The sequence below is a fragment of the Streptantibioticus ferralitis genome, assembly GCF_029223525.1.
GTDB lineage: Bacteria > Actinomycetota > Actinomycetes > Streptomycetales > Streptomycetaceae > Streptantibioticus_A > Streptantibioticus_A ferralitis.
Genome location: NZ_JARHTQ010000038.1, coordinates 13,251 through 25,730, shown reverse-complemented (window position 1 = coordinate 25,730; position 12,480 = coordinate 13,251). Strand labels below are relative to the sequence as shown.

At 70.0% G+C, this 12,480-nt stretch carries 9 protein-coding genes; 7 read left to right on the top strand and 2 right to left on the bottom strand.

Annotated elements, in window-relative coordinates:
• Nucleotides 1-35 precede the first annotated feature (35 nt).
• The gene (locus P2L57_RS34685; RefSeq protein WP_275821549.1) at nt 36-527 is read right to left on the bottom strand and encodes an inorganic diphosphatase; all 492 of its coding nucleotides are present in this window, start codon (nt 525-527) and stop codon (nt 36-38) included.
• 331 nt (nt 528-858) lie between these two features.
• Here P2L57_RS34685 and dacB point away from each other — a divergent pair, with 331 nt between their 5' ends.
• The 6 genes from dacB to folE all read left to right on the top strand — a co-directional run bounded on the left by dacB (nt 859) and on the right by folE (nt 9,013).
• On the top strand, nt 859-2,406 hold the full coding sequence (gene dacB / locus P2L57_RS34680; protein WP_275821547.1) for a D-alanyl-D-alanine carboxypeptidase/D-alanyl-D-alanine endopeptidase: 1,548 nt from the start codon (nt 859-861) through the stop codon (nt 2,404-2,406).
• A 579-nt stretch (nt 2,407-2,985) separates the two neighbouring features.
• Nucleotides 2,986-4,149: an Rv3626c family coenzyme F420 biosynthesis-associated protein gene (locus P2L57_RS34675; RefSeq protein WP_275821545.1), complete on the top strand. Its 1,164-nt coding sequence runs from the start codon at nt 2,986-2,988 to the stop codon at nt 4,147-4,149.
• Between the two features lie 166 nt (nt 4,150-4,315).
• Nucleotides 4,316-5,377 carry a tRNA lysidine(34) synthetase TilS gene (gene tilS / locus P2L57_RS34670; RefSeq protein WP_275821543.1) on the top strand — a complete coding sequence of 354 codons (1,062 nt, stop codon included), beginning with the start codon at nt 4,316-4,318 and terminating at the stop codon, nt 5,375-5,377.
• Nucleotides 5,378-5,414: 37 nt separating this feature from the next.
• The gene (gene hpt / locus P2L57_RS34665; RefSeq protein WP_275821541.1) at nt 5,415-5,969 is read left to right on the top strand and encodes a hypoxanthine phosphoribosyltransferase; all 555 of its coding nucleotides are present in this window, start codon (nt 5,415-5,417) and stop codon (nt 5,967-5,969) included.
• 240 nt (nt 5,970-6,209) lie between these two features.
• Nucleotides 6,210-8,297, top strand: coding sequence for an ATP-dependent zinc metalloprotease FtsH (gene ftsH, locus P2L57_RS34660; RefSeq protein ID WP_275821625.1), 2,088 nt, complete (start codon nt 6,210-6,212; stop codon nt 8,295-8,297).
• A gap of 110 nt (nt 8,298-8,407) precedes the next feature.
• The gene (folE, locus tag P2L57_RS34655; RefSeq protein ID WP_275821539.1) at nt 8,408-9,013 is read left to right on the top strand and encodes a GTP cyclohydrolase I FolE; all 606 of its coding nucleotides are present in this window, start codon (nt 8,408-8,410) and stop codon (nt 9,011-9,013) included.
• A gap of 273 nt (nt 9,014-9,286) precedes the next feature.
• On the opposite strand, the gene P2L57_RS34650 is transcribed toward folE, so the two are convergent.
• On the bottom strand, nt 9,287-10,408 hold the full coding sequence (locus P2L57_RS34650; protein WP_275821537.1) for an alpha/beta hydrolase: 1,122 nt from the start codon (nt 10,406-10,408) through the stop codon (nt 9,287-9,289).
• A 203-nt stretch (nt 10,409-10,611) separates the two neighbouring features.
• On the opposite strand from P2L57_RS34650, the gene P2L57_RS34645 reads away from it, so the two are divergent.
• Entirely contained in the window at nt 10,612-12,453 is a 1,842-nt protein-coding gene (locus P2L57_RS34645) for a phosphatidylglycerol lysyltransferase domain-containing protein (protein WP_275821535.1), read from the top strand.
• The last annotated feature ends 27 nt before the right edge of the window (nt 12,454-12,480 follow it).

The window sequence follows — 12,480 nt, the reverse complement described above, 5'->3', positions numbered from 1 at the left end:
GGCAGGGGCCTTCAGCGCTTCGGCGCGAGGCGGGCTCAGTGGCCGCCGTGCTCCTTCAGCCGCTTGTACGAGGCCTCGATCTCGGCCTCCGCCTCGGCGCGGCCCACCCAACTGGCGCCCTCGACCGACTTGCCCGGCTCCAGGTCCTTGTAGACCTCGAAGAAGTGCTGGATCTCCAGGCGGTCGAACTCGCTCACGTGATGGATGTCACGCAGGTGCTCCACCCGCGGGTCGGACGCCGGCACGCACAGCAGCTTGTCGTCGCCGCCCGCCTCGTCGGTCATCCGGAACATGCCGATCGCACGGCACTTGATGAGGCAGCCGGGGAAGGTCGGCTCGTCCAGCAGGACCAGGGCGTCCAGCGGGTCGCCGTCCTCGCCCAGGGTGTCCTCGACGAAGCCGTAGTCGGCCGGGTACATGGTCGAGGTGAAGAGCCGTCGGTCCAGGCGGATACGACCGGTCTCGTGGTCCACCTCGTACTTGTTCCGCGAACCCTTCGGGATCTCGATCGTTACGTCGAACTCCAAGGCTCCTCCAACATCAGCCGTGATCAGCACATACTTCGGATGATTAAGTGTCCCCCACGCAGGTGTGTGGTCGCGAAAGGGGCTGGTCCAGAGTGCGACGGCGGGGGCTCGCAGCCGCCCGAAGGGCGACCGTTGAGGGCGGTGGCGGGCGACGGGTGGGACGTGACCGGCCGCGAGCGGGCGGTTCCGGCCGCGTCCCGGACGCTGTCCGCAGCTGCCGCGGAGGGGTCCGTTCATGATCGGTCGCGACCGGAGCCGGATCAATTCTGATCGCGTACGGCTTGCTGATCGTGTACGGCATTCTGATCGGGTATGGCGCTGGGCGAGCCTGGTGTCGCCCCGCGCCGCCGCGTTGCTCCGCCGAGCGGGCCTAGGCCGGGGTACGGCGTGGGCGGCCACCGAGCTGCGGCGGGTCGACGGGGCGGTGCGGGTGGCCGTCGGCGCCGGCGCCGTCGGCCTGGTCATCGCGCTGGTCGCGATCGCCGCGACCGGCCCCTGGTCGGGCGGCCAGCGAGTGGCGGAGCGCAGCTGGGCGGCCGGGCGGGATGGTGCGGGCCGTACCGGCCATACCGGTGACACGGCGGCCGGCGTCCCGCCGAGCGCACCCGAGGTGCTCGCCGGGCTCGGCCCGGGCCCGGCGCCGCAGACCGGTTCCGCCGTACCGCTGCCCACCGCGCAGGGCCTGGACAACGCGCTCTCCCCGCTGTTCGACGACCCCGCGCTCGGCGCGGTGCGCACCGGGGTGGTCCTGGACGCGGCCACCGGGCGGCAGTTGTACGGCCATGACGCGGACACCCCCTCCGCCCCCGCCTCAACCACCAAGATCGCCACGGCGGTTGCCGCCCTGCAGAGCCTGGGAGCGGACTTCCGGATCCCCACCACCGTCGTCCCCGGCGGCGCCCCGGGCAGCATCGTCCTCGTGGGCGGCGGCGACCCCACGCTCACCGCGCAACCGACCCCGCCCGGCGCCGATCCGGACTCCAACCCGGCGAGCCTGCGCGATCTCGCGGACGCCACCGCCAGGACGCTCAAGGAGCGGGGCTGGACGAACGTGCGGCTGAGCTACGACACCTCGCTCTACTCGGGGCCGCTGCTGCGCGCCCTCGACGTCGGCGACAACATCACGCCGGTCACCGCGCTCATGGCCGACGAGGGCCGCGTCGACCCCAACTCCACCGAGGCCGCCCCGCGCGTCGCCGACCCGGCAGGCTCGGCGGCGCAGACCTTCGCGGGCCTGCTGCGCGACCGCGGGATCACCGTGGACGGCAACGTGGGCCCCGGCACCGCACCGGCGGGCGAAGAGGCCAGGATCGCCGAGGTGGACTCCATGCCGCTGTCCGCGCTGGTCGAACGGATGCTGACCAACAGCGACAACGACATCGCCGAGGCGCTCGCCCGGCAGACCGCGATCAGCCTCGGCAAGCCGGTGAGCTTCGACGGATCAGCGCAGGCGATCAGCCAGGCGCTGGGCAAGCTCGGGCTGCCGCTCGCCGGTACCACGTTCCACGACGGCAGCGGCCTGGACCGCGATGACCGACTCACCGCGCAGCTGCTCGCCCGCCTGCTGTTCACCGCCGCCGACCCGGGCCACCCGCAGCTGCGGCCGGTGCTCAGCGGACTGCCGATCGCCGGGTTCACCGGCACCCTCAGCGACCGCTTCCGCGGCTCCCAGGAGACCACCGCCTCCGACGCGGCGGGCCTGGTACACGCCAAGACCGGCACCCTCACCGGCGTCAACACCCTGGCCGGCACGGTGGTGGACGCCGACGGCCGCCTCCTGCTGTTCGCCTTCATGGCCTCCGGCACGGCGCACGCCGACACCGCCGTCTCCGCCCTGGACCGCCTGGCCTCCACGGTCACCAACTGCGGCTGCCGCTGACGCTCCGGGGGCTCGCGCCCCCGGAGCGCCTTTCTGCGGCACGTATCGGCGCCGTGACGACCTTTCCGACGGCGGCCGGGCCCGCCGATGCCGCCGATGCCCACTGCTCCGCCACCGACCCGGCGCGCCGTAGGGGACGCCAGGCAGTTCCGCCCCGCGACGGCGAACAGCCAGGATGGCGCGGCTCGGCGGTATTTCGACGGCCTCAGGTCAGCGGCTGTCCGGTGGGTGATCGCTGGGTTGCCGGCCTCCGGGTGCGCCGCTTCGTGCCGTAGGGGACGCTGGGCGATTTCGCCGCGACGGCGAACAGCCGGGATGGCGCGGCTCGGCGGTCATCCGACTGCCGCAGGTGGCGGTCTCGCACCGCTTGCCACGCCGAAGCGGCGGTTCATGCGCAACCGCCGCGTGCTCGGGCGGCGGACGGCCGTACGGGCGCCCGGAGTTGGCCCTCGGCCGCGGGGCCGGGCCTGCGGAGGCCCGGGAGAACCCCCGGTCGGGGGGGCTGGGGGCCAGCACCCGGGAGGTGCGGAATTCGGCGCCGGGCGGCGAAAGCCGACCGACGCCACGTACCGTGAACCCATGACGAGCATCGGTGGTGCGGAGATGGTCGACTGGAACCTCGCGGTGGCGACCGCGACCCGACTGGTACGGCCGGGTCCGGAGGTCAGCCGTGACGAGGCGCGCGCCGTGGTGACCGAACTGCGCCGCCACGCCAAGTCGTCCGAGGAACACGTTCGGTCCTTCACGCGGATGTACGGCTCCGGCGGCCCCGACTCGTACGAGAACGGCAGCCCGGTACTGGTCGTCGACCGCGCAGGCTGGGTCAAGGCCAACGTGGCGGGCTTCCGCGAAATCCTCAAGCCGCTGCTCAACAAGATGCAGGCGCGCCGCGGCGCGCTCCCCGGCGGCGCGGTGCTGGGCGCCGTAGGCGGCAAGGTCACCGGTGTCGAGGTCGGCGCGCTGCTGTCGTTCCTCGCCTCCCGGGTGCTCGGCCAGTACGAGACCTTCGCCCCCGCCACCCGCGAACTGCCCGCGGGCCCGGCCGTCCCGGAGCCCGGCGAGCCGCGCTCCGGGCGGCTGCTGCTCGTCGCCCCCAACATCGTCCACGTGGAGCGGGAACTCGACGTGGACCCGCATGACTTCCGGCTCTGGGTCTGCCTGCACGAGGAGACCCACCGCACCCAGTTCACTGCCGTGCCCTGGCTGCGCGACCACATCGAGTCGGAGATCCAGGAGTTCCTGGCGCAGACCGAGGTCGACCCCGCGACGCTGCTGGAGCGGGTCCGCGAGGCCGCCCAGTCCTTCGTCGGCGCCCGGCCGGAGGGCGATTCCGACAGCGGTGAGGGCCGCAGCCTCGTCGAGATCGTCCAGACCCCGGCCCAGCGCGAGATCCTGGCCCGGCTGACCGCCGTGATGTCGCTGCTCGAAGGCCACGCCGACTACGTGATGGACGGCGTCGGGCCGGACGTCGTGCCGTCCGTCGCCGAGATCCGGGAGAAGTTCCAAAAGCGCCGCGCCACCGGCGCCGGCCGGCTCGACCAGGCGCTGCGCAAGCTGCTCGGCCTCGACGCCAAGCTGCGCCAGTACCGCGACGGCGAACGCTTCGTACGCTCCGTGGTCGACGAGGTCGGTATGGACGGCTTCAACCGGATCTGGACCTCGCCCAACACCCTGCCCACCAAGACGGAGATCGCCAAACCGGCGGACTGGATCGCAAGGGTGCATCGTCGCTCTGACACGTGAACCCTGAGCGCCCCACAGTTCACCCATCCGAGGGACCATGGCCGATGGGTAGGCGTGCGATGCTCGGGTAGCGCTCCATATCTGTCACCATCTAGCCACGCTCCGTCATCCCCCCACGGCCCTCCCATAATCCTCAGGTGGGCTGTGTATTTCAGGAGGAATGGATATGGGTCCCCATCCCGCGGTCGCCGCGATACGCCTGGCGGTCCGCCGCGTACTCCACGACGTGCTCAACGACCTGGCCCGCACCCCCGCCGCTACCTCCACCACCGCCACCACCTGCGCCTTGAGCGACCGGCCGCTGGTTCTCGCGGCCTGCAGCGGCGGCGCCGACTCCATGGCGCTCGCCTCCGCCCTCGCCTTCGAGGCCCGCAAGCTTGGCGTACGGGCCGGAGCCGTCACCGTTGACCACGGACTGCAGGCCGGTTCGACCACCCGCGCCCTCGACGTCGTGCACCGGGTGCGCGACCTCGGACTCGACCCCGTGGAGGCGCTCGGCGTCACCGTCGGCCGCCAGGGCGGCCCGGAAGCCGCCGCCCGCGACGCCCGGTACGCCGCCCTGGACGCCGCCGCCGACTCGCTCGGCGCCGCCGCCGTGCTGCTCGGACACACCCGCGACGACCAGGCGGAAACCGTCCTGCTCGCACTCGCCCGCGGCTCCGGCACCCGTTCGCTGTCCGGCATGGCCGCGGTCTCCGGGCCCGGCGGCCGCTACCGCCGTCCGTTCCTGCTGCTCGACCGTGAGACCACCCGCAAGGCCTGCGTCGCCCAGGGCATCGACGTCTGGGAGGACCCGCACAACGCCGACCCCGCGTACACCCGCGCCCGGGTCCGGCACGAGGCGCTGCCGGTCCTGGAGAAGTCGCTCGGCCGCGGGGTGGTCGCCTCGCTCGCCCGCACCGCCCAGCTGTTTCGCGACGATGCCGACGCACTCGACCAGTGGGCCGTGGCGGCCGCCCGGGAGGCCGCGGTGGACGGCGACCCGGACGACGCGCTGGACCCCGCCAAGCTGTTCTCCCTGCCGTCCGCCGTACGCCGCCGGGTCCTGCGCCGCGCGGCCATCATGGCGGGCAGCCCGGCCGGATCGTTGTTCTCCCGTCACATCGAGGAAACCGACCGGCTGATCACCGGTTGGCGTGGTCAGGGCCCCATCAACCTGCCCGGGGGCGTCGAGGCCCGCCGCGCGAATGGCAAACTGGTTTTCCGGCGGACGACCGCAGCCGAATGACGTACCGAGCCGGTAGGCCTTGCAGGAAGTAGCGCGGGTGAACGAGAAGGACATGGGCACCGACCTTGAGAAGGTGCTCATCAGCAAGGAAGAGATCGACCTCAAACTGGCCGAGCTGGCCGCGGAGATCGACAGGGACTACGCCGGGAAGGACCTGCTGATCGTCGGTGTCCTCAAGGGCGCTGTGATGGTGATGGCGGACTTGGCCCGCGCGCTGTCCTCCGACGTCACGATGGACTGGATGGCGGTGTCCTCGTACGGCGCCGGAACCAAGTCCTCCGGCGTGGTCCGTATCCTCAAGGACCTCGACACCGACATCGCCGGCCGCGATGTGCTGATCGTCGAGGACATCATCGACTCCGGCCTTACCCTGTCCTGGTTGCTGTCCAACCTCAGCTCGCGCGGTCCGGCCTCGCTCCGGGTGTGCACCCTGCTGCGCAAGCCGGAGGCGGCCAAGGTCGACATCGATGTGACATATATCGGTTTCGACATCCCCAACGAGTTCGTGGTGGGGTACGGGCTGGACTACGCGGAGAAGTACCGCAACCTGCCGTTCGTCGGCACACTGGCCCCGCACGTCTACGGCGGCTGACACGCCGACCGTCTGGACGAGTCCGCGGTAACCCGGTCCGGGGGCCGGGGAACCGACCCCGGTTTCCTGCCGTTGGAGCAAGGGAAGAGGGGTTTGTTAACGGTCCTCGGCAGCTTCGGGTGACAATGCTGAGGTACCGTCCGAAGGTCGGGTCATAACACCTAGCTAGCGCACAGCGGCCGAAGGGGCCGAGGTGCTCTCACTGTGGCAGGAGGGACGGGGCGTCGCCGCCCCGCATGGATGGACGTCAAACGCTACTTCCGTGGGCCGGTCATGTGGATCGTGCTGGCCGTCCTTGCCGTGGTCGTCTTGATGCAGGTCGTCGGCTCGACGGGCGGCTACAAGACGGTGGACACCGGCCAGGTCGTCGCCGCGGTCGACCAGGGGCTGGCCCAGTCAGCCAAAATCACCACCGGCGACGAGCAGACCATCTCGGTCCAGCTGAAGCCGGGCGCCAAGGTCGACGGCAAGGACCTGGGCGACAAGATCAAGGCCAGCTACATCGGCCGCCAGGGCGCCGACCTTGCGGCGAAGCTGCAGACCCAGGTCGATGACCACCAGCGCGGTGGCACGCAGCTGCCCGAGGGCTACACCATCTCGCCGTCGAAGCAGAATCCGTTCGTCGGCGTTCTGCTCTCGCTGCTGCCGTTCGTGCTGATCGTCGTGGTCTTCCTGTTCCTGATGAACCAGATGCAGGGCGGCGGCTCCCGGGTGATGAACTTCGGGAAGTCCAAGGCCAAGCTGATCACCAAGGACACGCCGAAGACCACGTTCAGCGACGTGGCGGGCGCGGACGAGGCGGTCGAGGAGCTCCAGGAGATCAAGGAGTTCCTGCAGGAGCCCGCCAAGTTCCAGGCCGTCGGCGCCAAGATCCCCAAGGGCGTACTGCTCTACGGTCCGCCCGGTACCGGTAAGACGCTGCTCGCACGCGCCGTCGCGGGCGAGGCGGGCGTGCCGTTCTACTCGATCTCCGGTTCCGACTTCGTCGAGATGTTCGTCGGTGTCGGTGCCTCCCGGGTCCGCGACCTGTTCGAGCAGGCCAAGGCGAACGCCCCGGCGATCGTCTTCGTCGACGAGATCGACGCCGTCGGCCGGCACCGTGGTGCCGGCCTCGGCGGCGGTCACGACGAGCGCGAGCAGACGCTGAACCAGCTGCTGGTCGAGATGGACGGCTTCGATGTGAAGGGCGGCGTCATCCTGATCGCCGCCACCAACCGGCCGGACATCCTGGACCCGGCGCTGCTGCGCCCGGGCCGCTTCGACCGCCAGATCGCCGTCGACCGTCCGGACCTGCAGGGCCGTCTGGAGATCCTCAAGGTCCACCAGAAGGGCAAGCCGGTCGCTCCGGACGTCGACCTGCAGGCCGTCGCCCGCCGCACCCCCGGCTTCACCGGCGCCGACCTGAGCAACGTCCTCAACGAGGCCGCGCTGCTCACCGCGCGCAGCGACCGCAAGCTCATCGACAACAAGATGCTGGACGAGGCCATCGACCGCGTTGTCGCCGGACCGCAGAAGCGAACCCGGATCATGAGCGACAAGGAGAAGAAGGCGACCGCGTACCACGAGGGCGGTCACGCCCTGGTCGCCGCGGCCTGCCCGAACAGCGACCCGGTACACAAGATCACGATCCTGCCGCGCGGCCGCGCCCTCGGCTACACGATGGTGCTGCCGGACGAGGACAAGTACTCCCAGTCGCGCAGCGAGATGCTCGACCAGCTGGCGTACATCATGGGCGGCCGGGCGGCCGAGGAACTGGTCTTCCACGACCCGACCACCGGTGCCGCCAACGACATCGAGAAGGCGACCGCCACCGCCCGTGCGATGGTCACCCAGTACGGCATGACCGAGCGGCTGGGCGCGATCAAGTTCGGCACCGACAACTCCGAGCCGTTCCTCGGCCGTGAGATGGGTCACCAGCGCGACTACTCGGAAGAGGTCGCGGGCCTGGTCGACGAAGAGGTCAAGAAGCTGATCGAGACCGCGCACAACGAGGCGTGGGAGATCCTCGTCGAGAACCGCGACGTCCTCGACAACCTGGTTCTGGCCCTCCTGGAGAAGGAGACGCTGAACAAGGAGGAGGTCGCGGAGATCTTCAAGCCGGTGGTCAAGCGTCCGACCCGCCCGGCGTGGACCGGCTCCTCGCGCCGTACGCCCTCGACCCGCCCGCCGGTGCTCTCGCCGCGCGAGCTGGCGATGGCCAACGGTGCGGGTACCGCCAACGGCAGCACCCAGCCGACGGTCTCCACGGTGAAGCAGCCGCAGGCCCAGCCGACCGACACGGTCGAGCTGCCGGAGGACACCGGCAAGCCGAGCCCCAGCGACAGCTGAGCCCGGCCGTACCGGCCCGGAATGAAATGCCGCGCCTCCCAGGTTCTAGCCTGGGAGGCGCGGCATTTCCGCTTTGCACAAGTCTTACGTGTACCAGGAACGAGGCTCCCATGACCGACCCGGTGACGCTGGTCGACGCGGCTCCCGTCGGCGAGTTCGACGAGAAGCGGGCCGAGAACGCCATCCGCGAACTTCTGATCGCGGTCGGAGAGGACCCGGACCGCGAGGGTCTGCGGGAGACTCCGGCACGCGTGGCGCGGGCCTACAAGGAGGTCTTCGCCGGCCTCTGGCAGACGCCGCAGGAGGTGCTCACCACCACCTTCGACCTCGGCCATGACGAGATGGTGCTGGTCAAGGACATCGAGGTGTACTCCACCTGTGAGCACCACCTGGTGCCGTTCCACGGTGTCGCCCACGTCGGCTACATTCCGGCCACCAGCGGCAAGATCACCGGTCTGTCCAAGCTGGCTCGCCTGGTCGATGTGTACGCCCGCCGCCCTCAGGTGCAAGAACGTCTCACCACGCAGATCGCCGACTCCCTGATGGAGATCCTGGAACCGCGCGGTGTGATCGTCGTCGTCGAGTGCGAGCACATGTGCATGTCGATGCGCGGTATCCGTAAGCCGGGCGCGAAGACCACCACGTCCGCCGTACGCGGCCAGCTGCGCGATTCCGCCACACGCTCCGAGGCGATGAGCCTGATACTGGCCCGCTAGGGCACGGCCAGGACCCCCGGCACCCGCCCCCCGTACTGGGCACGCCTGCGTGCCGTGGAGCCCGCCCTCGTACCGGGCCCGCCTGCGTGCCGTGGCGCCCCCCGTACTGCGACCGGCGCCCCGCACTGGGTGCGCCCCGGCGGGCGGCCGCGCTGCCGAAAAGGGCCCGCACCCCAGACCGCAAATCCGCCGGAAGGGCGAAACGCGCCGCGGCCGGGAGGACGTTTGTCCTCCCGGCCGCGTTGAACGGTGCGCCCCCGCAGGGGATGGGTGCTACTGGGTGACGTGCTGGCTCAGCGAGTCGAGGGCGCTGGGCACCTCGCGGTTCCACGTGGTGAAGTTGTGACCACCGCTCGGCAGGATGATCGACGAGATCTGCATCGGGGGCTTGACGGCGTTCATGAAGGCCACCGTGCGGCTGTAGTCCCACTCACCCTGCTTGCTGCTGGTGACCAGCGCCCAGATCTTCGGCGCGGGCTTGTTCTTCAGCCACCACATCATGTCGTTCTCGTTCTGCAGCTGCTTGCTGCCGCCGAACAGGTCGCCGGTGGTCGGGTCGTTGTGGGTGTTGTAGTAGCCCGACAGCGAAACGGCCGCGGAGAAGCTGTCCGGGTGCCGCATCGACATCTTCAGGGCGCAGTAGCCACCGGTGGAGTCGCCCATGATGCCCCAGTTCTGGGAGGCGTTGCCGACGCGGTAGTTCGCGGAGATGGTCTGCCGCAGGTCCTTGGTGAAGAACGTCTCCACCTGCGGGCCGCCGGGGACGTCCATGCACTCGGTGTCGCGCGGCGGAGCCACGGTCGGACGCAGCATCACCATGATCATCGGCTGCATCTTGCCCTGCTGGATGTGCTCCGTCGCTGTCTGCGGGTACTTCATCCGGGTGATCAGCGACTCGGCGGTGCCCGGGTAGCCGGTGAGTATCACCGTGGCCGGGAAGTTCTGCCTGCTGTATCCCTTCTGGAAGTACTGCGGCGGCAGGTACACATAGGCCGGGGTGGTGAGGCCCGTCTTGGGGCCCTTTATCTGGACCTTGTCGATACGGCCCGCCTTCTCCGGCGACCCGCCGCCCGGCACACCGACGCCCTGGGAGCTGAGGTGCTGCAGACCGTCCTTACCGCTGGTGCCGCCCGCGGTGTAGTCCACGACCTGGCCGGGATCCTGGTTCGTACCGAAAAGATCGGCGAACGAGGCGTAGAAACCGAAGTACGAGTTGATCGACAGGCCCAATGCGGCGAGGATCGCCATTTGGCCACCGAACAGCAGGCCGATCCGGCCCGCTATGGGTTTGACCCCTTGACGGGACAGCCGAGGCCACAGCCAGATGGTGGCGACGAAGAAGGCCACCGCCAGCACGATGACCAGGACCAGGAGTTTCTTACTAGTGAGACCCATGAGGCGCTTTCCGTTCGGTGGACCGGTCGTCCAGCCCCGGCAAGTGGAACCTCACGGCCAAAGCTCTCGTCCTAAAGGGCGCACAGAGCTTGCACGGCCGACGCACATCGGACCGGAAGATCCACTTATCGGGGCTGGGAGACCGATGTCTGCACACAAAGATGCCGAACGCCTTAAAAGGGTTCCGTCAGGGGGCGGCATCAATGACTGAGTCGTCCGCCACACAGGATTCACGCGCACGCCTCCCGCGGTTCACCCCGAGCAGCAAGGTGCCCGCACTGGTGGGCACCGTGGGCGCCGTGATCGGGTTGCTGGACCTCGCGACCGGGATCATCCCGCAGCTCCGGCACAGCCGCGTACACGCCTGGGCCGGATACCTGCCGGGCGCGGTGAGCAGCATCGCGGCAGCAGCCTCGATCATTCTGGGTCTGCTGATGCTGATGCTCGCCCACGGCCTCAAGCGCCGCAAGCGGCGGGCCTGGATGGCCGCCGTGGCGCTGCTGCCAGCCGGTCTGCTGGCGGAGGTGCTGCACCACCGGGTGTCGATAGTCAACACCGTCCTCTCGGTGGGCCTCCTGGTGGTGTTGCTCACACACCGCAGCCAGTTCACGGCGCTGTCCGACCCGCGCACCCGTTGGCGGGCGGCGTTCAACTTCGTGGTGCTGTCCGTCGTCAGCTTCGGCATCGGCCTGCTGATCGTCAACGCCCACCCGAACTCGGAGATCGGCAACCCGTCCTTCCTGGACCGGGTCATGACGGTGTTCTACGGACTGTTCGGCTTCGGCGGCCCGGTGCACTACGTGCACGACCGCACCGCTGACATCGTCGGCTACTCCCTCGGCGGCCTCGGCTTCCTGATCCTGCTCAGCACCGCGTACCTGGTGCTGCGCCCTGAGCACCCGACCGCGGTGCTCAGCCCGGAGGACGAGGAGCAGATCCGCGGGCTGCTCGACAGGCACGGGCGCCGTGACTCACTCGGCCACTTCGCACTGCGCCGGGACAAGAGCGTGATCTTCTCGCCGACCGGCAAGGCCGCGGTCTCTTACCGGGTGATCTCCGGCGTGATGCTCGCCAGTGGTGACCCGATCGGCGATGTGGAGGCCTGGCCGGGCGCCATCGAGCGGTTCATGGAGGAGGCCAGGGCGCACGCCTGGATTCCGGCGGTGGTCGGCTGCTCCGAGACCGGCGGTGAGGTCTGGACCCGGGAGACCGGCCTGGACGCCCTGGAGCTGGGCGACGAGGCGATCGTCGAGACCGCTGCCTTCTCCCTGTCCGGCCGTGCGATGCGCAACGTCCGGCAGATGGTCAAGCGCGTCGAGCGCAACGGCTACAGCTGCCGGATGCGCCGGGTGAGCGACCTGGACGAGGCGGAGCGGGCCCGGATCCGCTCGGCCGCCGCCGACTGGCGCGGTACCGACACCGAGCGCGGCTTCTCCATGGCGCTGGGCCGCTTCGGCGACCCGGAGGACGGCAACTGCGTCGTCGTCACCGCGCACAAGACGGAGGAGAACGACCCGTCGCCGCACGGCGACCTCAAGGCCGTGCTGCACTTCGTCCCGTGGGGCGATGACGGCATCTCGCTGGAGCTGATGCGCCGCGACCGCTCGGCGGACGCGGGCATGAACGAGCTGCTGATCGTGCACGCCCTGCAGAACGCGCAGGAGCTGGGCATCGCGCGGGTGTCGCTGAACTTCGCGATGTTCCGCTCCGCGCTCGCCCGCGGCGAGCGGATCGGCGCTGGACCGGTGCTGCGCTTCTGGCGCGGGCTGCTGGTGTTCCTCTCCCGCTGGTTCCAGATCGAGTCGCTGTACAAGTTCAACGCGAAGTTCCAGCCGACCTGGGAACCGCGGTTCATGGTCTTCCCGACCCACCGCGACCTGCCCCGGATCGGTTTCGCCGTGATGCAGGCCGAGGCCTTCATCACCCTGGAACTGCCCGCCCGGGTGCGGCGCTGGATCCCCTTCGTCAGCCGGGAGCCGCAGCAACGCGACTGCGCTCACCCCGAGCACAAGCGGCTGTCCGCGGTCGGCGGCCGCGCGGCCTGACACCTCGCGGTGCCTCAGGGCCGGTCT

Coding starts and splice junctions, on each gene's coding strand:
- tilS (WP_275821543.1), top strand. CDS start 4,316: ATGGGTCCCCATCCCGCGGTCGCCGCGATACGCCTGGCGGTCCGCCGC.
- ftsH (WP_275821625.1), top strand. CDS start 6,210: ATGGACGTCAAACGCTACTTCCGTGGGCCGGTCATGTGGATCGTGCTG.
- P2L57_RS34650 (WP_275821537.1), bottom strand. CDS start 10,408: ATGGGTCTCACTAGTAAGAAACTCCTGGTCCTGGTCATCGTGCTGGCG.
- P2L57_RS34675 (WP_275821545.1), top strand. CDS start 2,986: ATGACGAGCATCGGTGGTGCGGAGATGGTCGACTGGAACCTCGCGGTG.
- folE (WP_275821539.1), top strand. CDS start 8,408: ATGACCGACCCGGTGACGCTGGTCGACGCGGCTCCCGTCGGCGAGTTC.
- P2L57_RS34645 (WP_275821535.1), top strand. CDS start 10,612: ATGACTGAGTCGTCCGCCACACAGGATTCACGCGCACGCCTCCCGCGG.